Origin of the sequence: Arthrobacter mangrovi (assembly GCF_026011795.1) — a bacterium.
Lineage (GTDB): Bacteria > Actinomycetota > Actinomycetes > Actinomycetales > Micrococcaceae > Crystallibacter > Crystallibacter mangrovi.
On record NZ_BRVS01000001.1, the window covers coordinates 22,946 to 41,183 of the forward strand.

An 18,238-nucleotide genomic window follows, 5' to 3' on the forward strand; every position below is an offset into this window, starting at 1 on the left:
AGGGACCGTACCATGACAACGAATCCAGCCAGCCCGGCCATCCCGGTGGCTACCGACCTGCAGGACGAACGGCTGATCCGCACCGAGGGCTTCAAGGGCGCGGTCAAGGTCGGCATCAACCGGGTCCGCGGCGGCGACCTGGGCGTGCTGCCCATCATCGTCGGCCTGCTGGTTATCTGGACCATCTTCCAGCTGCTCAACCCCTTCTTCCTTTCCAGCGCCAACCTGGTGAACCTGCTGCTGGAAAGCGCGGCCGTCGGCGTCATTGCGCTTGGCATCGTCTGCGTCCTGCTGGTCGGCGAGATCGACCTCTCCGTCGGCTCGGTCAGCGGCCTCTCGGCGGCGATCGTCGGCGTCACCTTCGTGAAACAGGACTGGCCGGTCGGGCTGGCGATCCTGGCCGCGATCGCCGTGGGCGCCGCCATCGGACTGCTCTATTCGTTTGTCTACACCAAGTTCGGGGTTCCGTCCTTCGTGATCACGCTGGCCGGCCTGCTGGGCTTCCTCGGCCTGCAGCTGTTCGTCCTCGGCGTCGAGGGCACCATCAACCTGCCGTTCGATTCCTTCCTGGTCTGGTTCGGCCAGCAGGCGTTCGTGCCGGTCTGGCTGTCCTACGTGCTGGCCGTCCTCGGCGTGGCCGGCTTCTTCCTGAGCCAGCTCTCGCTCTCCCGCCAGCGGGTCAAGGCGGGCCTCTCCGGGCGGCCGATGCGGCTGGTCGTGGTCCAGACGATCGTGCTGGCCGTGATCCTGCTCTTCGCCGTCTGGTACCTGAACCAGGCCCGCGGCGTCGGCTGGATGTTCGTCTTCTTCGCCGCCCTGGTGCTGGTGATGCACTACGCCTTCACCCGCACCAAGTGGGGCCGCTCCGTCTACGCCGTCGGCGGCAACCGCGAAGCGGCGCGCCGGGCCGGCATCAGCGTGAACCGCATCTACGTCTCCATCTTCATGCTCTGCTCGACGTTCGCGGCCGTCGGCGGCATCCTCGCCGCGGGCCGGCTGGCGGCCTCGGCGCAAAGCAGCGGCACGGGCGACGTCAACCTGAACGCCATCGCCGCCGCCGTGATCGGCGGAACCAGCCTGTTCGGCGGCCGCGGCTCCGCCTTCTCGGCGCTGCTCGGCATCCTGGTCATCCAGTCCATCTCCAGCGGCCTGACCCTGCTGAACCTCGAGTCGTCCTTCCGCTACATGATCACCGGCCTGGTCCTGCTGCTGGCCGTGATCCTCGACGCCGTTTCGCGCAAGTCCCGCACGTCGCACGGCCGCGCCTAGTGGCGGGCCGTCGCAGCGCCATGTTCCTGGGCATCGACATCGGCACGGGCAGCAGCAAGGCGGTGCTGGCCGATGCCGAGGGGCGCGTCCTGGACAGCGCGACCGCCACGCATGACGTCTCCTACCCGCGCCCCGGCTGGGCTGAGTTCGACGCCGAGGGCGGAGCATGGGCGGAGGTGGTCCGGCTGTGCCGGGAGCTTTTCGCCAGGAACGACGCCGGGGCTGTCGCCGGCGTGTGCGTCAGCGCGATGGGCCCCTGCCTGGTCGTCACGGACGAGGACCTGATGCCGCTGCGCCCGGCGATCCTGTACGGGATCGACGCGCGCGCCGTCGTCGAAATCCGCGAACTCACCGAGGAGTTCGGCGCGGAGGCGATCTTCCGGGACGCGGGAAAGGTCCTGTCCTCGCAGGCGGTGGGGCCGAAGCTCCGCTGGCTGCGCAACCGGGAACCGGAGGTATTCGCCCGCGCCCGGAACTGGCACAGCCTCAACTCCTTCATCCTCGCCAAACTGACCGGCGAACTGGTCCTGGACCACCACACCGCCAGCCAGTGCGATCCCCTGTACGACCTGCGCGGCAACCGCTGGCACGAGCAGCGCTACGGCGCCGTCGCGGGCCACCTGCCCCCGCCCCGGCTCGCGTGGCCGGCCGACGTCGGCGGCCGCGTCCACCGCCGGGCCGCCGAAGCGACCGGGCTGCCGGAGGGCGTCCCGGTCTGCGCCGGCACCGTGGACGCGTGGGCCGAGGCCTTCAGCGCCGGTGTGCGGCGTCCCGGCGACCTCATGCTGATGTATGGCTCCACCATGTTCTTCGTCCAGGTCCTCGGCGAGTTCCGCGCCGAACCCAAGCTCTGGACCACGGCCGGGGTGGACCCGGGTTCCCTGACGCTGGCCGCCGGCATGTCCACCTCGGGCAGCCTGACCACGTGGCTGCAGCGGCTCTTCGGCGAGGTTCCGTTCGAGCAGCTCGTCGCGGAGGCGGCCGCGGTGCCGCCGGGTTCTGACGGCCTGCTCCTGCTGCCGTATTTCGCCGGCGAGCGGACGCCTGTGTTCGACCCCGACGCCCGCGGACTCGTCACCGGCTTGTCGCTACGGCACGGCCGGGGCCATCTGTTCCGCGCCGCCTATGAGGGTATCGGTTTCGGCATCCGCCAGATCCTGGAGTACCTCGAGAACGCCGGCGAACCCATCCGTCGCGTCGTGGCTGTCGGGGGCGGCACCAAGGCACGGCTGTGGACGGAAATCGTCAGCAGCATCACCGGGCGCGCACAGCTCGTCCCGGAACAGACCATCGGGGCCAGCTACGGAGATGCCCTGCTCGCCGCGATCGGGACCGGGGCGGTGCCGGCGGAAACCGACTGGGCTCGGACCGCGGCGGTGGTCGAGCCGGACCCGTCCACCGCGGCGCTGTACGAGAAGCTGTACGCCACGTACGGACAGCTCTACCCCTCCAACCGGGAGCATATGCACGTGCTCGCCGCCCTGCAGGAGCCCGGCGGCCCCTAGGCACGCGGATCAAGTGGACAGGAGAGCAGATGCCACCGCATTGCGACACCATGGACGGTCCCGTCGTCAGCGCCGCCAAAACAGCCCTGGAGAAGAGGAACGTCGACCTGGTGCTTCCGTTCGTCCCGGACGCAGCGGAAGAGGAAATCCGCGGGGCCTTCGAGCGCACTATCAAGGCGCGGGTCCTCGGTCCGGAAGCCCGCGAGGTCAGCGACCTCTACCTCTTCGAGACCGTGGTGCGGACACACCGGATGGGCGAGGGCGCTCCGTACACCGGACTGAAGCCCGCGGGCCAGTCCGAAGGGCCGGCAATTCCCCTTGCCGAAGCGGCTGTTGCGGGCGGCTCCGTTGCAGAAGTCAGCGCCTTCCTCGCGCAGGAACTGCATGCCGAGCTCGAACGGCGGCTCGAATCCGTCAGGGCCCTCGCGGGCCGGGCCGACGAGTCCGTCGCCGCTGCACGCGAATATGTCGAAGCGATGCTCGGCTTCGAGGTGTACACCCACAAGACCTACCTGGCTATCCACGCCCAAGGGCACCATCGGCCGGACGACGGCCGGCACTGAGCGGCGTGTCAGCCCGCAGCAGGCAGCGGGATGATGGTGCGGTACTTCCCGCCGACGCTCTGTTGCGGGGCTTCGGCCACCGGTTCCACGTCGACGTGGCCCAGGCCCAATTCGGCCAGCAGGGCCCTGACCGCTTCCCCTGCCGCTGCCCGGACGGTTCCCGCCTCCGAGCCCGGCGCCGGGATCACCCGAACCCGCAGCTGCGTCGGCGCGTCCTGGACGATCTGGAACAGCCCCACCCCGGGAATGCGGTCGATAACCGTGGCCAGGGCGAGGGGCGGGACCGGCACCTTGCCCTGCCCGTCCGCCGTCGGGAACAAGAGGACATCCGATGTCCTGCCCTGCACGCGAAGGGCGGGGGCAGGATCCCCGCACGGGCAAGCATCCGGCCGGACCAGGACGCGGTCGCCGACGTCGTAGCGGATGATCGGCTGGACGCGGTTGGCCAGGTTCGAGATCAATAAGGTGTGCGAAACCGTGCCAGCCGGCACCGGGCGGTAGCTGGCATCGACGGGCTCCACGATCACCCAGTCCTCGAGCAGGTGCAGCCAGCCTTCGGTGCAGCTGCAGGCGGCGTAGCCGGACTCGGTGCACCCGTAGACTTCGCCGACGACTGCGCCGAAGGCCTGCTCCACTCGCGTCCGCTCTGCCGGCGGCAGCCCCTCGGCCGTGCTGACCACCAAAGCCGGGCGCACGTGCAGCCTCCCGGCCTGCTGCTCTGTGGCGAGCAGGCGCAGGATGCTGGCATAGCCTCCGAGCAGGGCCGGTTTGAAGGCGTTCAGCTGATCCACCAGTTGAGGAAGGGGTGTGTGGATGGAGAACACTCCCAGTCCCCGGTGACGCCGCGGCTTCTCGCGCCGCTCCCGGGTACTTGCGGCGACGGACAGGAAGTGCCCGCCGGTGGCTATGACCGCCGCCGAGCGTCCTCCGCCGCGCAGCAGGCGCACCAGGTCGCGCCAGGACAACCACTTCCGGGCGAGGATGCCCATCATCCCCGAGGTCACCGCCCAGTACCGGTCGTCGAGCACAAAAATGCCGCGCAGCCCGGTGGTGCCGGCAGTCGTTGCCACCAGGTATTTCCCCGCGAACCGGCCACCGACGCGGCCCCGGTCGGCCACGAATTCCCGGACCGAGTCCAGGGTCACCGCCGGATCGGTGGCGACCTCGTCGAAGTGGAACATCAGCTCCCGCTTGTTCGTCACGGGCAGTTCGGCGACGTCCTCGATACGGTCCGGCAGGCCCTGGTAGAGGCGCCGGTAGTAGCCGGAGTGTTCCCGCGCGAAGGACACCTGGTCCGCGAGCCGCTCCCGCTGCCGCTGCCGGATGGCTTCCGGGCCCCGGCGGCGGATCCGGACGGCCTCCCACCACAGCCGGGCCGCGCTGCCCGCCCGATCCCCGTCCCTCGTCCGTCCTCGTGTACGCACAGCACCATCGTAGGAACCGCCGGCTGCCCGGGGAACGGCAAAAAGCCCCGGCCATCGGACTCGTGGTCCGATGGCCGGGGCCTGCGGGTGCGCCGGATCTGCGGCGCCGAAGTTCCTTGGAACCTAGTTGGAGGCGACGGCGGCCTCGGCGCGGACGGCCTCCATGGCGCGGGTCCACGGGATGAGCTGGTCCAGCATCGGAGCCAGGGTGCCGGCGTTCTGCTCGGTCGGCTTGAACTCGGAGAAGTTCTCGAAGTCGGTGAAGAGGGAGAACATGACCTGGTTGCGGACATGGGCGATCTGCAGCTCGGAGAGCACGTTGCGCAGGTGCTCGGCGGCGCGGGCGCCACCCATGGAGCCGTAGGAAACGATGCCGGCGGCCTTGTTATTGAACTCGACGTTCAGGTAGGACAGGGCGTTCGCCAGGGCCGGGGTCAGCGTGTGGTTGTACTCGGCGGTCACGAAGATGAAGCCGTCGAACTCGCTGATCTTGGCGGACCATGCCTTAGTGTGGTCATTCTGGTAGTTCTGGTAAGCGGCCGGGTAGGCCTCGTCCAGCAGCGGGAGGTTGAAGTCTGCGATGTCGACAAGTTCGAATTCGGCGTCGGTACGGCCGGCGGTCTGGGACAGAACCCAGTCGGCTACGCCCTTGTTGTTGCGGCCCGGACGGGTGCTGCCGGTGACGATAGCGATCTTGGTCATGTGGTAAACCCCTTCAGGTTGTTGACACGTCATCGTTTGTTGACATGTCAATCATGCACGAAGGAAACTTGAAATGTCAACCATGGAGAAAGGGAAGCCCACTGTGAGCTCCGACACCCGCTGGCTCAGCGAGCACGAGCAGGAGGTCTGGCGCGCCCTGCGCGAGCTGCTGTGGGGCTTCGAATCCGCCATGGACCGCCAGCTGATTCGGGACTCCGAACTCTCCGCCGTGGAGTATTCCGTCCTCGCTGCGCTTTCGGAGGCCGACGACGGCGTCCTGCGGGCCCGCGACCTCGCCCGGCAACTGGACTGGGAGCGCAGCCGCCTCTCCCACCTGCTCAAGCGCATGGAAACCAAGGGCCTGGTCACGCGGGCCGAGTGCCCCTCCGACCTCCGCGGCTACAACATCATGATGACCAAGGCCGGCCGCGACGCGATCGTGCAGGCTGCCCCCGGCCACGTGAGCTTCGTCCGCGAGAACGTCTTCGATCCGCTGACCGACGAAGAACGCGAGGCTCTCCTCTCCGCGGCCACCAAGATCCAGGCCTCGATCCGGGATGCGGGCCTCTGGCAGAACCCGGGCGGCCAGAAGGGCTGACCTGCCGCGTCCCTGGCGCCCGGGGTACCGCTGCGCTCCCCCGGGAGGCCGGCACCACAAGACACCGGAAACCGGACAGGTGCTGCTTGCTACTCGAGGACCTCTGAGGCCTCGAGCCACTCCATCTCGAGCTCTTCCTGTTCGGATGAGACATCCTGCAGCTTGGCGTTCAGGTCGGCCAGCAAGGCGAAGTCCACGTCCGCCTTGGAGCCGGCGTCGTTCATCTGTTCCTTGAGCTTGTCCGCCTGCTGGGCGAGCTTGGTCAGCTGCCGCTCGATCCGGTTCAGGTCCTTCTTGGCCTGCCGCTTCTCGGCCTCGCTGTGCGAGGACTTTGCGGACTGGGCCGGGGAGCCGCCGGCGGCAGCACCGGACTGCCCCTGGCCCGAACCTGCGCCGGTCGCCGTCGCCGTTCCTGCGACCTCCCCCGAGGCGAGCGCCTCTTCGCGCAGCTGCAGGTACTGGTCCACGCCGCCCGGCAGCCCGCGGAGCTTGCCATCGCCGAGCAGCGCCATCTGGTGGTCGGTGACGCGCTCGAGCAGGTAGCGGTCGTGCGAGACGACGACGAGCGTGCCGGGCCAGCCGTCGAGCACATCCTCGACGGCGGCGAGGGTGTCGGTGTCCAGGTCGTTGGTCGGTTCGTCGAGCATCAGCACGTTGGGCTCGCCGACCAGCAGACGCAGCAGCTGGAGCCGCCGCCGCTCGCCGCCGGAAAGGTCCCGCACCGGCGTCCACTGCTTCTCCTTGGAGAAGCCCAGCTGTTCGACCAGCTGCCCGGCGGACACCTCGCGGCCGCCGACGCTGAAGACCTGGCGCTCGCGCTGGATGACTTCGATGACGCGCAGGTCCAGCACGTCGTCGAGCTCCCGGACGTCCTGCGTCAGGATGGCGGTCTGGACGGTCTTGCCGCGCTTGAGCTTGCCGGAATCCGGCTGGATCTCGCCGTTGAGCAGCCGCAGCAGCGTTGTCTTGCCGGCGCCGTTCACGCCGACCAGGCCCAGCCGCTCCCCCGGCGCCAGGCGCAAGGTGATGTTGTCGAACAGGGGCGCACCGCCGTCGTTCCCGGCGTCTCCCTCGCGCGGCGGCGGCGTGTAGCTGACCTTCTCCAAATCGAGGACGTCCTTGCCGAGCCGGGCCGTGGCCATCTTGCTCAGCGCCACCGTGTCCCGGGGCTCGGGCACGTCGGAGATGAGGTCGTTGGCCGCCTCGATCCGGAACTTCGGCTTTGAGGTACGCGCGGGCGCGCCGCGGCGGAGCCAGGCCAGCTCCTTCTTCACCAGCTGCTGGCGCTTGCTTTCGACGACGGCGGCCATCTTGTCGCGTTCGGCGCGGGCCAGAACGTACGCGGCATATCCGCCCTCGAACGGATCCACGGTCCCGTCGTGGACCTCCCAGGTGCGGGTGCAGACCTCGTCGAGGAACCAGCGGTCGTGGGTGACGACCAGGAAGGCGCCCTCGTTGGAGCGCCAGCGTTCCTTCAGGTGCCGGGCCAGCCAGGCCACGCCTTCGACGTCCAGGTGGTTCGTCGGCTCGTCCAGCATGATCACGTCATGCGGCTCGATCAGCAGCTTGGCCAGGGCTACGCGGCGGCGCTGCCCGCCGGAGAGCGAGGAGATCTTGGCGTGCCACTCCACGTCCTCGACCAGGCCGGCCATGATTTCGCGGATCCTGGGGTTGGCGGCCCATTCGTGGTCCGCGGCCTCGCCGACGATCGCGACGCCGACGGGCAGGTCCCCGTCGAGGACGTCCTGCTGGTCCAGATAGCCGATGTTCACATCGCCGCGCTTGGTCACGCGGCCCTCGTCCGGCGTCGTCCTCATGGCCAGCAGGCGCATGAGGGTGGATTTGCCGTCGCCGTTGCGCCCGACCATGCCGATCCGGTCGCCCTCGTTCAGGCCAAGGGAGACCGAGTCCAGGACGGTGCGGATGCCGTAGGAGACGCTGATGTTCTCAGCGCCGAGCAGGTGGGCCAATGTCTGTCTTTCTGTTGGTGGCAGGGCCGGGTCAGGCCATAATGCGGGCGCCGTGCACGGGCCCATGGACCGCCAGGGCCGCGACGCCGGCCACGTCCGACAGCCGCTGGGACAACTCCTCCGCGTCCAGCCGGTCCGCGGCCAGGAACGCCAGCGTGGGGCCGGAACCGGAGACCAATCCGGCCAGCGCGCCCTCGGCGATACCAAGGTCAAGAATATCCGCCAGTTCGGGAGCGAGCTCAATCGAGGCGGCCTGCAGGTCATTGCCCAGGGCGTTGGCAAGGCTGTCCACGTCCCCGGCGTGCATGGCCTTCAGGATGCGAGGGTCCACGTTATCCGGGTCCGTCGCGGTGAAGCCGGCCTCTTCGCGCAGCCGGTCCGCGGTGGCGTAGACCTTGGGAGTGGAGAGTCCGAACGAGGCCGGCACCAGCACCCAGTGCAGGTCGCGGCGGGCCAGCGCCGGGGTCAGCTGGTCCCCCACGCCGAGGCCCACGGCCACGCCGCCGAGCAGGGCGAAGGGCACGTCGGCGCCGAGGTCCGCGGCGATGCGCACCAGCTCGTCGCGGGAGAACCCGGTGTCCCAGAGCGCACTGCAGGCGACCAGCGCCGCGGCGGCGTCCGCGGAACCGCCGCCCATGCCCCCGGCGATCGGCACGCGCTTGACGATGTCGAGATGGACGCCCGTGGATCGGGCGGTCATGGACCGCATCAGCTCCGCCGCCTTGACGGCGAGGTTGGATGAATCCAGCGGGATGTCGTCCACGTCCAGCGGCAGCGGCGAACCATTGCGGACGCTCACTGTCACCTGGTCGTCGTCGCGCCGGGTCGCCGTGACCTCCTCGTAGAGCGAGACGGCCAGGTACACGCTGGCGACCGAGTGGTAGCCGTCCGGCCGCGGCGGACCCATCCGGAAGGACACGTTGATCTTGCCCGGGGCCATCACGCGGACGGATCGGGTCTTGCTCATCAGGCTGCCTCCACAGTGCGAATTTCCAGCTCAGGCCACCGGGGGCCGCTTGTATTCGGCGATCCGGGCGAAGGCTTCGACATCCAGCACCTCGCCGCGTGCACCGGGATCCACATTAGCCGCGCGCAGGGCAGCCTCCGCCTCCGCGGCGCTCCCGGCCCAGCCCGCCAGCGCCGCCCGCAGCGTCTTCCGCCGCTGGGCAAAGGCCGCGTCGATCACGGCGAAGACCTCCTGCCGCGTTGCCCGGGTGGCCGGCGGCTCGCGCCGCGTGAACCCGACCAGCCCGGAGGCGATCTTCGGCGCCGGCCAGAACACGTTCATGCCGATCACGCCGGCCTTGCGCATCTGGCTGTACCAGGCGGCTTTGACGCTCGGCACGCCGTAGATCTTCGAGCCCGGCACGGCCGCCAGCCGGTCCGCCACCTCGTCCTGCACCATCACCAGTCCGTGCCGCAGCGAGGGGAAATGTTCCAGCAGGTGCAGCACCACGGGCACCGCCACGTTGTAGGGCAGGTTGGCCACCAGCGCGGATGGCTCCCGCGGCAGTTCCGTCACCCGCATCGCATCGGCCAGGACGACGTCGAGACGTCCGTTCGCGTCGGGCCGGAACTTCTGCGCGGTGTCCGGGAGCTTCGCCGCCAGCTTGGGGTCGATCTCGACCGCCACGACGTGCGCGGCCGCATCCAGCAGGCCCAGCGTCAGCGAGCCCAGCCCGGGTCCGACCTCCAGCACCGTCTCATCCGGCTCCACGTGGGCGGCCGCGACGATCCTGCGGATGGTGTTGCCGTCGATCACGAAGTTCTGCCCCAGCGTCTTCGTCGGCCGGACGTCCAGTTCCTCCGCCAGCCGGCGGATATCCGCAGCCCCCAGCAAAGGCATGGTCCCACGCTGCGCCCCGGCCCCGTCGTCGTGCCCGGGCTCGGACTGGGGCTGGCCAGGCAGGCCGGAGGCATTCGCATCTGTCACTGTGCCATCGTAGCCATACAACCCCGCCCGCCCGTTAACCGGCCTGTAAACCCTCGGCGCCGTTCGGAGCGCCGCGGCGCGCCAACGAAGCATCGCCTTCTAGCCCGTCCTGCCGCTCCTCCGGCTCGCACGGCCCGGTTAAACGCGTCGGACCCCCGGTGTCCCGGGGATCCGACGCGACGCGGCCGGCGGGGCGGAGCAGACGCCCGCGCCCGGCGGCGGGCTAGAGCAGCCCGAGCTTGGCGGCGCAGGCCGGCCAGTGGCCCCAGCCGCCGTTGCTGCGGAGCACCTCGGCCGTGGCGATCTGCTCGGCAGCGCTGGCCATGTGCGGCAACGGGGCGTACTTCCCGCCGCCGGCGCCCAGCCAGGAGCTCTGGTTGAACTGCAGGCCGCCGTAGTAGCCGTTGCCGGAGTTGATGGACCAGTTGCCGCCGGATTCGCACTGGGCGAGGGCCTGCCAGGTGCCTCCGACGTTGGTGTTGTCGGTCTTGGGCTCCGGCTCCGGCCGTTCCTTGGTTCCGACGGAGACCTTCTCGCTGACCGGCTCGGTGGTGACGCGGTCCTTGACCAGCTCGCGCTCCGTTTCCTTGCCGTCGACCAGCACGAGCGCGTAGGTCTTGGTGCGCTCACCCGCAATGCCGGTGCGGGTGACGACCTTTTCGTCCTCGTACATCGAGGAGTCCTTCTTGGTCTCGGTCTCGAACGCGATCGGTTCGGTGATCTCGATCTTCTGGTCGCGGTCGATGCGCGTGATCTTGAGCTTCAGCTTCTCTTTGACCGGCGTGGACTTCGGCTTGGACAGCTCGTCGTCCTTGCCCAGCGTGATCTTCTGCTCCGTGAGCAGGTCGCCGACGGTCGCGGCGGTGGTGATCTTGTCCTTCGTCTTGCCGTCCACGGTAATGGTGACGGTCTTGGGCGTGGAGATCACCACGTTGCTGACGGAGGCCAGGTCGGCGTCCAGGGGCGCGGAGAGATCGGAGTCTTCCTCGACGCCGAGTTCGTTGATCAGGTCCTTGACCGTGGCTGAGGTGGATTGCACTATCTTGCTGGCGCCGTCGAGGGTCAGCTTCACGGGCTTTGCGGTAATGACCTGGATGCTGCCGCCGTTGCTGATTTCGCTTGCGACGGCGGGAGTCACCTCGTCGTATCCGTCCACCTGGACGCCGGCTTCGTCGAGCACGTCCTGGACCGTGGTCCCGAAGGTGGAGACGTTGCTGGCCTGTCCGTCGACGGTCAGGGTGACGCTCTTGTTGTTGCCTACGAAGGCCACGAGGCCAAAAACGAGTGCGGTCATCACGATCACCTGCCCGGTGATTTTCACCCAGCGGTTCTTCAGTGCGTTTGCCACGGTACCCAACTTTGTCTCGAACATCCGGGCACGGGGACATGAAGACACGAGCAGAAGCGCGCCGAATCCCACGGCACGATGCGTTGTGCAGGCAAACCAAACTGGAGAGTGTTTGGGCGTACGAACGGAACGTCCAACCAACCTCGGATGCGGGAGTGTACTGTCCGGATGCCTTCCCCGACCCCGGCCAATAGTCCCCTACCGTAACCGAACCGTGACTTCGCGCAAAACCGGATCCGGGCACATGTCACGGATCGGACACGCGGCGAAGGCCCAAGTCAGCGCCGGTGAAACGCGTGAAACGCCGGGCTGACTAGGAAAAATACCGGCCGGTAGCTTAGTCGTTCCATCGTCCGTAAATTTTTTCCGTGTTGCCCGCCACTTCCTCACACAACAAGCCGAGGTCCTTGTCGAGGACCTCCGCCATCGAGCGCAAGGTGTACGGAACCATGTAGCTGGCGTTGGGCCTGCCGCGGTACGGGTGCGGGGTCAGGAACGGCGCGTCGGTCTCCACCAGGACCAGCGCCGGATCGGCCACCAGCAGCGCATCCCGGAGGTCCTGGGCGTTCTTGAACGTGACGGTGCCGGCGAAGGACATCATCCAGCCATTCCGATTGCAGGTCCGGGCCAGCCCGGCGTCGCCCGAGAAGCAGTGGAAGACCACCTTCTCCGGGGCCCCCTCCTCGCGCAGGACCCGCACCACGTCGTCGTGCGCGTCACGGTCATGGATCTGCAGCGCCAGCCCCAGCCGCTTGGCGATGTCTATGTGCCGGCGGAACGAGTACTCCTGCGCCTTGAGACCCTCCCCCTGGGTGCGGAAGAAGTCCAAGCCGGTTTCGCCGATGGCCCGGACCCGCGGGTGCGCGGCCAGACGTTCGATCTCGGCGAGGGCCTCCTCGAGCTGCCCGTCGGCGGCGAGCGGCGGGGCGTCGTTGGGGTGGAGCGCGACGGCGCCGAGGAGCCTCGTGTCCGCCTCCACCGCCTGCACCGTAAAGCGGGAGGACTCGAGGTCGCAGCCGACCTGGACGGCACCCTTGACCCCCAGGGCCTCGGCGGCGTCCAGCGCGTCCCGGACGGTCACGGAGACGTCGCCGTCGCCGAAGTCCAGATGGGTGTGGTTATCCATGACCGGCACCGGCAGCGGCTCGGGTGCCGGCGGATAGTCCAGGCGGCGGCGCCGGCCGCTCTTTTCCTCTTCGGGACTACGGGTGCGGCCTCCGTCCGGCGCGGCTTCCTCCGGACGGTAGGCAGCGGGTGTCTCTCCGGGCACGGCTAGGGCGTTCTCAGGCATGATTCAACATTACGGCTGCCGCGCCTCCGATATGCGAAAGAGTCGTTTCAGGCTCTACCGCGGTGAAACTTCTGCCAGTACTGTGGTTACATCCCGCCTGCGGGGAAGGCGATGCGGAAGGTTCGGCATGGATATCCAGCAGCACACTGCAGCCACCGGTTCCGTCCATTCCGGATCTTCCGAGGAAGACACCGGCGGACCGGGGCCGGCCGACCGGCTGCCGCTGGCTGATTTCCATGACGCCTGCGGGCGCATCCTCGCCTCGATCAACACGGTCATCGAGGGCAAGCAGGAAGCCGCGCGGCTGGCGCTGACCGTCCTGCTCGCCCAGGGCCATTTGCTGGTTGAAGACGTGCCGGGCGTGGGCAAGACCATGCTGGCCAAGACGCTGGCCCGGACCATCGACTGCAGTGTCCACCGGATCCAGTTCACCCCGGACCTGCTGCCCTCGGACGTCACCGGCGTCTCCATCTACAACCAGGACAAGCACCGCTTCGAGTTCCGCCCCGGTCCGGTGTTCGCCAACATCGTGATCGGCGATGAGATCAACCGGGCCTCCGCCAAGACGCAGTCCGCGCTGCTCGAATGCATGGAAGAACACCAGGTCACCGTGGATGGCCGGTCCTACACGCTGGATGCGCCGTTCATGGTGGTCGCCACCCAGAACCCGATCGAGATGGAGGGCACCTACCCGCTGCCCGAGGCCCAGCGCGACCGGTTCATGGCGCGCATCTCCATGGGCTACCCGGATCCGCGGGCCGAAATGCTGATGCTGGAGACCCACCAGTCGATGTCGCCGCTGCGGGAGATCCGCCCGGTGGTCGGCGTCGGGGAGGTTCGGGCGATGGTGGCGACAGTGCAGGACGTGTACGTCTCCCCCGCAGTGAAGGAGTACGTCGTCGGCATCGGCCGCGCCACGCGCGAGCACCCGCACCTGCGGCTGGGTGCCAGCCCGCGCGCGCTGCTGCAGCTGCTGCGCGCCGCGAAGGCCGCCGCCGCGCTGGACGGCCGGGACTTCGTGCTGCCGGATGACGTGGGCTCGGTGGCCGAATCGGTCCTGGCCCACCGGCTCATGCTGGACCGCAAGGCCATCACGGCCGGCGAAAACGCCTCCGGGATCGTCGCCGGCATCCTGGCCAAGGTTCCGGTGGGCGCCGAAGCCCGCCGCACGGCCTCCTAGGTCAGGCCATGGACCGGCTCGGCTGGCTGCCCACCCGCTACATCACGCCGCGCGGCTGGGGCATGATCGCCACCGCCGCCGCCGTCCTGTTGCTGGCGCAGGTCCTGGGCCGGCGGGACCTGCTGACGCTGGCGGTCTTCCTCGCCGCGCTACCCCTCACCGCCGCCGGGGCGATGGTCCTGCTCAAGCCGCGTTTCGCCGTCGAGCGCAGGTTCCGCCCACCGTCGGTGGAAACCGGCCTCGTGACGCAGGTCCATCTCACGCTGCGCCGGGACAAAGGCTTCGGCACGGCCTACATGGAGGAGCAGCTGCCCGTGCGCTTCGGCCGCTCGCCGTCCTTCCGTTTCCCCGCCCGCTTCCCCTCGGCCTCCGGCGAAAGCGTGTACGAATACCGGCTGCGCTCGGCCCGGCGCGGAGTGTTCGCGATCGGGCCGGTCACGGCCGACTTCCAGGATCCGTTCGGGCTGGCCCGGCATCGGCACAGCCTCGGCGCGGCCTCGCGCCTGGTGGTCACGCCGGCGCCGCTGGAACTGCCGGCCACCTCGCTCACCGCCGCCCGCGGCACCGACGGCACGGCGACGACGCGCCGGCAGGCCAACCCGAGCGACGACGATGTGATGACGCGCGAGTACCGGCACGGCGACCCGATGCGGCGCGTCCATTGGCCGGCCACGGCGCGGCAGGGCGAACTCATGGTCCGCCAGGAGGAGTCCGTCACCACGCCGCAGGCCACGATCATCCTGGACCAGCGAGCCTCACTCTTCGAATCCGGTTTCCTTCCCTCGCACGCCGGCGCGCATGAGGACGACGGCGATCTGCTGCACACCTCGCCGTCATTCGAATGGGCGATCACCGCCGTCGTCTCCGCCGCCCACGACTTCATCCAGCGCAACTACACCGTCCGCCTGCTGGACTGCCACGGCGAACCGGGCACCCTCCGGTCCCCGTCGGCCCCCTGGCCCGGGGACGAAAGCTTCACCGGGCTCCCGGGCTACCAGAACCTGGCCGAGGGGCTTGCGGCGTTGGGGCTGGCCGCGGAACCGCACCGGCGGACCGAGCGCCCGCACGCCGGGAACGAGGCGTTCAGCGACCGGCTGATGGACAAGCTCGCTGCGCACAAGCTCAAGGGGCCGCTGCTGGCGGTGCTGGGCGACATCGGGCCGGAGGACGCTGCACGGCTGGCGCCCGCGGCGGAGTTCGGATCACACGCCTTTGCCCTGGTTGTCTGCGACCACCCGCACGATTCGCCGGCGCTCCAGTCACTGCGCGACGCCGGTTGGCGGGCCGTCGCGGTGAGCGCCAAGGCATCGCACGCCGCGGCGTGGAGCCATTTCGACGGCGGATCCCCGGTCAGCGAGGCCACCGCCCGCGGCGGCTGGCGCCGGCACGGCGCAGCCCCCGACCCCGCCGAGGCGGGGCGATGACTGCCATGCTGGACCGGCCCGTGGCGCCGGACCGGCCGTCCCGGGGCGGCGAACGGCGACGCGCCCCGGGATTTGCACCCTGGCTCATGTCCGGGGCGGTTGCCTTGGCCACGATCCTGGCGGCGGCGAACATCCACGGCGTGATCGAACACTGGAGCTGGCTGTGGCCGGTGATCATTACCGTGCTGGCCGTAGAGGCAGGACCGGGCCTGGCCAGGGCGATGCGCTGGTCCCCGGTCGCCGGAACGCTGCTGGGCCTGGTTGGGCTCGCCGGCTCCGTGACGGCACTCTTCCTGTCCTCGACGAGCATCCTCCTCGTGATCCCCGGACCGGGAAGCCTGCGGGCGCTGGAGTTCCTCATCGCCGACGCGCAGGACGCGGTCATCTCCCAGGTGGCGCCGGTGCTCGCCTCGCCGGGGATCGTCATGGTCGCCTGCGTCGGCGTGGGCCTGGTCGCCCTGCTGGTGGACACCATGGCCGTGCCGCTGCAACTGCCGGCCGCATCGGGCTTCGGCCTGCTGGCCATCCTGGTGGTGCCGGCGATCATCAAGCCCCACAGCCTCGGCCCGGCGGGCTTCCTCGCCGCGGCCGCAGGCTACCTGGCGATCCTTGCGGCGGCACAATGGCTGGACGGACTGGACGAGGCGCCGCCCGGCCGGACCGCCGCCGGACAGTTCGGCCGCGCCGCCGGCATCGGCGCCGGTGCGCTCGCCCTCGCCCTGCTGCTGCCGCTGGGCATCCCCGGCTTCACCACCGGCGCCTTCCCGCAGGGTTCCCGGCTGGACTGGCTCGGCGCGCCGACGGGCCTCAACCCCATCCTGAGCCTCGGCGACAACCTGCGCCGGCCGGGCGCCTTCGGCCGGATAACCTATGCCACCGACTCGAAGACGCCGCTGTACCTTCGGACCGTCACCCTGGAGAACCTCACGGGCGCCCGCTGGAGTCCCACGGACACCCGGGATGAGCAACGCGAAGGGGTGGAAGAGATGGGCACCCCGCGGATCCGCGAACTCCTGGACGAGGGAACGGTGACGACCACCGCCATCGAGACCCGTTCCTTCACGAGCCCGTGGCTGCCGGCCCCCTACGCCCCCGCCGAGATCATCGGCGTCGACGGCGATTGGTCCTGGGACCCGGGAACGCTGGCGGTCCAGGCGTCGCTGGGCACCAGCAGCGCCAACCAGGACTACATCGTCCGCAGTGTCACTCCGGACCTGACCCGGGAGAACCTGCAGGACGCGGATCCGCTGGACTCTCCGCGCGTGGACGGGATCTTCACCAGCCTGCCCTCGGACATGCCGGACATCATCGTCGACACCACCGAGGAGGTCCTGGACGGGCTGGAGGATCCGTACGACCAGGCGATGGCCATCCAGAGCTATCTGCGCGGCCCCGGCTTCGTGTACTCCGAGCAGGCGCCCGTGGACGGCGGCTATGACCAGAGCGGCTTCGAGGTGGTCGCCGCCTTCCTGGAAGAGAAGGCCGGCTACTGCGTCCACTACGCCGCCACCATGGCCATCATGGCGCGCGAGGCCGGCATCCCCAGCCGCATCGCAGTCGGCTATGCTCCCGGCCGCGAAACCGGCGAGACCGTGGAAGTGGACGGCCGGGAACTGACCGAGCACGAGGTCGACTCCCGCGACGCCCACGCCTGGCCCGAGCTCTTCTTCGAGGACATCGGGTGGGTCGCCTTCGAACCCACCCCTGGCCGCGGGGCCGTCCCCGCCTACGCGCAGCAGCCCACGGCGCCGGTCCCGGACCAGGCGGAGCGCGAAAACCTCAATCCCGGCGGCAACCGCGTTCCGAGCCAGCCCTCGCTGCCCCGGGCCGGGGGTTCCCCGGACGGTTCGGCCGCCGCGCAGGACGCCCCGGCTACCGGACCGTGGACCGCAACCGGCCTCGGCATCCTGGTGCTCGCGCTGGCCGCCCCGGCCCTCATCCGCCGCTCCCGCACCCGCCGCAGCCGTAACCAGCTGCTCACCGCCGACAGGCCCAGCCGGGACACCGCCCTCGTGGCCTGGCGCGAGGCGCGCGACGCCGCCGCCGATTACGGCATCAGTGCCGCGCCTGAGGAGTCAGCCCGTGCCTTCGAGCGGCGGCTCGGGCAGGAGCTTGACGGTGGCGCCGCCGCGGCACTGGCGCGGCTCCGCGAAGACTACGAGATCGCGGCCTACGCCAACCCTGCCGCTCCGCGTCCAGGCTCCATTGGGGCCCGCGGCGCCGCTACGGATGCCGGGGGCGGAACCGGGAGCCAACGGCAATGGAGCGACGTCGAGTCGGTCGCGGGCGGACTGCGCAGGAACAGCACGTGGCAGCAGCGAATGCTCGGCCTGCTGTTCCCCCGCTCGCTGTTCATCCGCCGATGATGTGCCTCTGAAGATCCGCCACGGCAGCGTCCACACCTGGTCAGATGCTGCGGACGATCTTGGCGGGATTGCCGACGGCAATGACATTCGCCGGAAGGTCCTTGGTGACAACGGCCCCGGCCCCGATCACGGTGTTCTCGCCCACGGTGACTCCGGGCAGGACAATGGCCCCGCCCCCGATCCAGACGTTGTCCCCGATGACGATGGGCTTGGCCGCTTCCAGCTTCTCCCGCCGCAGCTCTGCCTGCACCGGGTGGGTGGGAGTCAGCAGCTGCACGTTCGGGCCGATCTGCACGTCGTCTCCGATGGTAATGGGCGCGACGTCCAAGGCGGTCAGGTTGTAGTTGATGAAGGTCCGGGCGCCCACGGTGATGTACTTCCCGTAGTCGACGAACAGCGGCGGCCTGATCTCCGTGCCCTCGCCGATCGAGCCGAGCAGTTCCCTCAGCAGTCCCGCCGCTTCCTCCCGGTTGCCCGGCCAGACCCGCGCATACCGGTCCGCCAGCTCGAGGGCTCGCACGCTGTCCGCGGCCAGTTCCGGGTCGTCGGCGATGTACAGGTCGCCGGCGAGCATCCGCTCCCGCATCGACCGGTCGTCGCCATCAAAATACTCGTCCACGTCCATGCGTCCTCCTGCACCTGCCGGTTCACGGGCCAGTCTACGC

15 protein-coding genes are annotated in these 18,238 nt (G+C 69.4%); 7 read left to right on the top strand and 8 right to left on the bottom strand.

What is annotated here, in order from left to right:
* Positions 1-12 precede the first annotated feature (12 nt).
* Genes AHIS1636_RS00105 through AHIS1636_RS00115 form a run of 3 tightly spaced genes read left to right on the top strand, consistent with a single transcriptional unit; the run spans position 13 to position 3,337 of the window.
* Positions 13-1,269, top strand: coding sequence for a sugar ABC transporter permease (locus tag AHIS1636_RS00105; RefSeq protein ID WP_264793775.1), 1,257 nt, complete (start codon positions 13-15; stop codon positions 1,267-1,269).
* Positions 1,269-2,774, top strand: coding sequence for an FGGY-family carbohydrate kinase (locus tag AHIS1636_RS00110; protein WP_264793776.1), 1,506 nt, complete (start codon positions 1,269-1,271; stop codon positions 2,772-2,774). The genes AHIS1636_RS00105 and AHIS1636_RS00110 overlap by 1 nt, the downstream gene beginning before the upstream one ends.
* Positions 2,775-2,803: 29 nt before the next feature.
* Complete coding sequence (locus AHIS1636_RS00115) at positions 2,804-3,337, top strand: DUF6448 family protein (RefSeq protein WP_264793777.1); 534 nt, start codon at positions 2,804-2,806, stop codon at positions 3,335-3,337.
* 8 nt (positions 3,338-3,345) lie between these two features.
* Here the strand turns inward: AHIS1636_RS00115 and AHIS1636_RS00120 are convergent, their stop codons facing one another.
* Together AHIS1636_RS00120 and AHIS1636_RS00125 are read right to left on the bottom strand one after the other, a co-directional pair.
* Entirely contained in the window at positions 3,346-4,761 is a 1,416-nt protein-coding gene (locus AHIS1636_RS00120; protein ID WP_264793778.1) for a phenylacetate--CoA ligase family protein, read from the bottom strand.
* A gap of 123 nt (positions 4,762-4,884) precedes the next feature.
* On the bottom strand, positions 4,885-5,463 hold the full coding sequence (locus AHIS1636_RS00125; RefSeq protein ID WP_264793779.1) for an NADPH-dependent FMN reductase: 579 nt from the start codon (positions 5,461-5,463) through the stop codon (positions 4,885-4,887).
* Positions 5,464-5,566: 103 nt separating this feature from the next.
* Between AHIS1636_RS00125 and AHIS1636_RS00130 the strand changes: the two genes are divergently transcribed.
* Positions 5,567-6,061, top strand: coding sequence for a MarR family winged helix-turn-helix transcriptional regulator (locus AHIS1636_RS00130; protein WP_264793780.1), 495 nt, complete (start codon positions 5,567-5,569; stop codon positions 6,059-6,061).
* A gap of 89 nt (positions 6,062-6,150) precedes the next feature.
* Here the strand turns inward: AHIS1636_RS00130 and AHIS1636_RS00135 are convergent, their stop codons facing one another.
* The 5 genes from AHIS1636_RS00135 to AHIS1636_RS00160 all read right to left on the bottom strand — a co-directional run bounded on the left by AHIS1636_RS00135 (position 6,151) and on the right by AHIS1636_RS00160 (position 12,603).
* The gene (locus AHIS1636_RS00135) at positions 6,151-8,031 is read right to left on the bottom strand and encodes an ABC-F family ATP-binding cassette domain-containing protein (protein WP_264793781.1); all 1,881 of its coding nucleotides are present in this window, start codon (positions 8,029-8,031) and stop codon (positions 6,151-6,153) included.
* 31 nt (positions 8,032-8,062) lie between these two features.
* Positions 8,063-8,998: a 4-(cytidine 5'-diphospho)-2-C-methyl-D-erythritol kinase gene (locus tag AHIS1636_RS00140; RefSeq protein ID WP_264793782.1), complete on the bottom strand. Its 936-nt coding sequence runs from the start codon at positions 8,996-8,998 to the stop codon at positions 8,063-8,065.
* 30 nt (positions 8,999-9,028) lie between these two features.
* A complete protein-coding gene (rsmA, locus tag AHIS1636_RS00145; protein WP_264794160.1) occupies positions 9,029-9,877 on the bottom strand; it encodes a 16S rRNA (adenine(1518)-N(6)/adenine(1519)-N(6))-dimethyltransferase RsmA in 849 nt (282 codons plus the stop codon).
* Positions 9,878-10,187: 310 nt separating this feature from the next.
* Positions 10,188-11,312, bottom strand: a complete 1,125-nt coding sequence (locus AHIS1636_RS00155) for a resuscitation-promoting factor (RefSeq protein WP_275116354.1) — start codon at positions 11,310-11,312, stop codon at positions 10,188-10,190.
* Positions 11,313-11,649: 337 nt separating this feature from the next.
* Complete coding sequence (locus AHIS1636_RS00160) at positions 11,650-12,603, bottom strand: TatD family hydrolase (protein ID WP_264793783.1); 954 nt, start codon at positions 12,601-12,603, stop codon at positions 11,650-11,652.
* 127 nt (positions 12,604-12,730) lie between these two features.
* Between AHIS1636_RS00160 and AHIS1636_RS00165 the strand changes: the two genes are divergently transcribed.
* The 3 genes from AHIS1636_RS00165 to AHIS1636_RS00175 are packed head-to-tail and all read left to right on the top strand — an operon-like array spanning position 12,731 to position 17,573.
* Positions 12,731-13,783, top strand: a complete 1,053-nt coding sequence (locus AHIS1636_RS00165; RefSeq protein ID WP_264793784.1) for an AAA family ATPase — start codon at positions 12,731-12,733, stop codon at positions 13,781-13,783.
* Positions 13,784-13,791: 8 nt separating this feature from the next.
* The gene (locus tag AHIS1636_RS00170) at positions 13,792-15,207 is read left to right on the top strand and encodes a DUF58 domain-containing protein (RefSeq protein ID WP_264793785.1); all 1,416 of its coding nucleotides are present in this window, start codon (positions 13,792-13,794) and stop codon (positions 15,205-15,207) included.
* The gene (locus tag AHIS1636_RS00175) at positions 15,204-17,573 is read left to right on the top strand and encodes a transglutaminase TgpA family protein (protein ID WP_264793786.1); all 2,370 of its coding nucleotides are present in this window, start codon (positions 15,204-15,206) and stop codon (positions 17,571-17,573) included. Before AHIS1636_RS00170 ends, AHIS1636_RS00175 begins: the two co-directional genes overlap by 4 nt.
* Before the next feature lie 40 nt (positions 17,574-17,613).
* Here the strand turns inward: AHIS1636_RS00175 and AHIS1636_RS00180 are convergent, their stop codons facing one another.
* Positions 17,614-18,198, bottom strand: a complete 585-nt coding sequence (locus AHIS1636_RS00180; RefSeq protein ID WP_264793787.1) for a sugar O-acetyltransferase — start codon at positions 18,196-18,198, stop codon at positions 17,614-17,616.
* Positions 18,199-18,238: the final 40 nt, after the last annotated feature.

What these genes read in the sequence shown, in the direction of transcription:
- AHIS1636_RS00105 (WP_264793775.1), top strand. Translation starts at nt 13, where the DNA reads ATGACAACGAATCCAGCCAGCCCGGCCATCCCGGTGGCTACCGACCTG.
- AHIS1636_RS00115 (WP_264793777.1), top strand. Translation starts at nt 2,804, where the DNA reads ATGCCACCGCATTGCGACACCATGGACGGTCCCGTCGTCAGCGCCGCC.
- AHIS1636_RS00125 (WP_264793779.1), bottom strand. Translation starts at nt 5,463, where the DNA reads ATGACCAAGATCGCTATCGTCACCGGCAGCACCCGTCCGGGCCGCAAC.
- AHIS1636_RS00140 (WP_264793782.1), bottom strand. Translation starts at nt 8,998, where the DNA reads ATGAGCAAGACCCGATCCGTCCGCGTGATGGCCCCGGGCAAGATCAAC.
- rsmA (WP_264794160.1), bottom strand. Translation starts at nt 9,877, where the DNA reads ATGCCTTTGCTGGGGGCTGCGGATATCCGCCGGCTGGCGGAGGAACTG.
- AHIS1636_RS00160 (WP_264793783.1), bottom strand. Translation starts at nt 12,603, where the DNA reads ATGCCTGAGAACGCCCTAGCCGTGCCCGGAGAGACACCCGCTGCCTAC.
- AHIS1636_RS00165 (WP_264793784.1), top strand. Translation starts at nt 12,731, where the DNA reads ATGGATATCCAGCAGCACACTGCAGCCACCGGTTCCGTCCATTCCGGA.
- AHIS1636_RS00170 (WP_264793785.1), top strand. Translation starts at nt 13,792, where the DNA reads ATGGACCGGCTCGGCTGGCTGCCCACCCGCTACATCACGCCGCGCGGC.
- AHIS1636_RS00175 (WP_264793786.1), top strand. Translation starts at nt 15,204, where the DNA reads ATGACTGCCATGCTGGACCGGCCCGTGGCGCCGGACCGGCCGTCCCGG.
- AHIS1636_RS00180 (WP_264793787.1), bottom strand. Translation starts at nt 18,198, where the DNA reads ATGGACGTGGACGAGTATTTTGATGGCGACGACCGGTCGATGCGGGAG.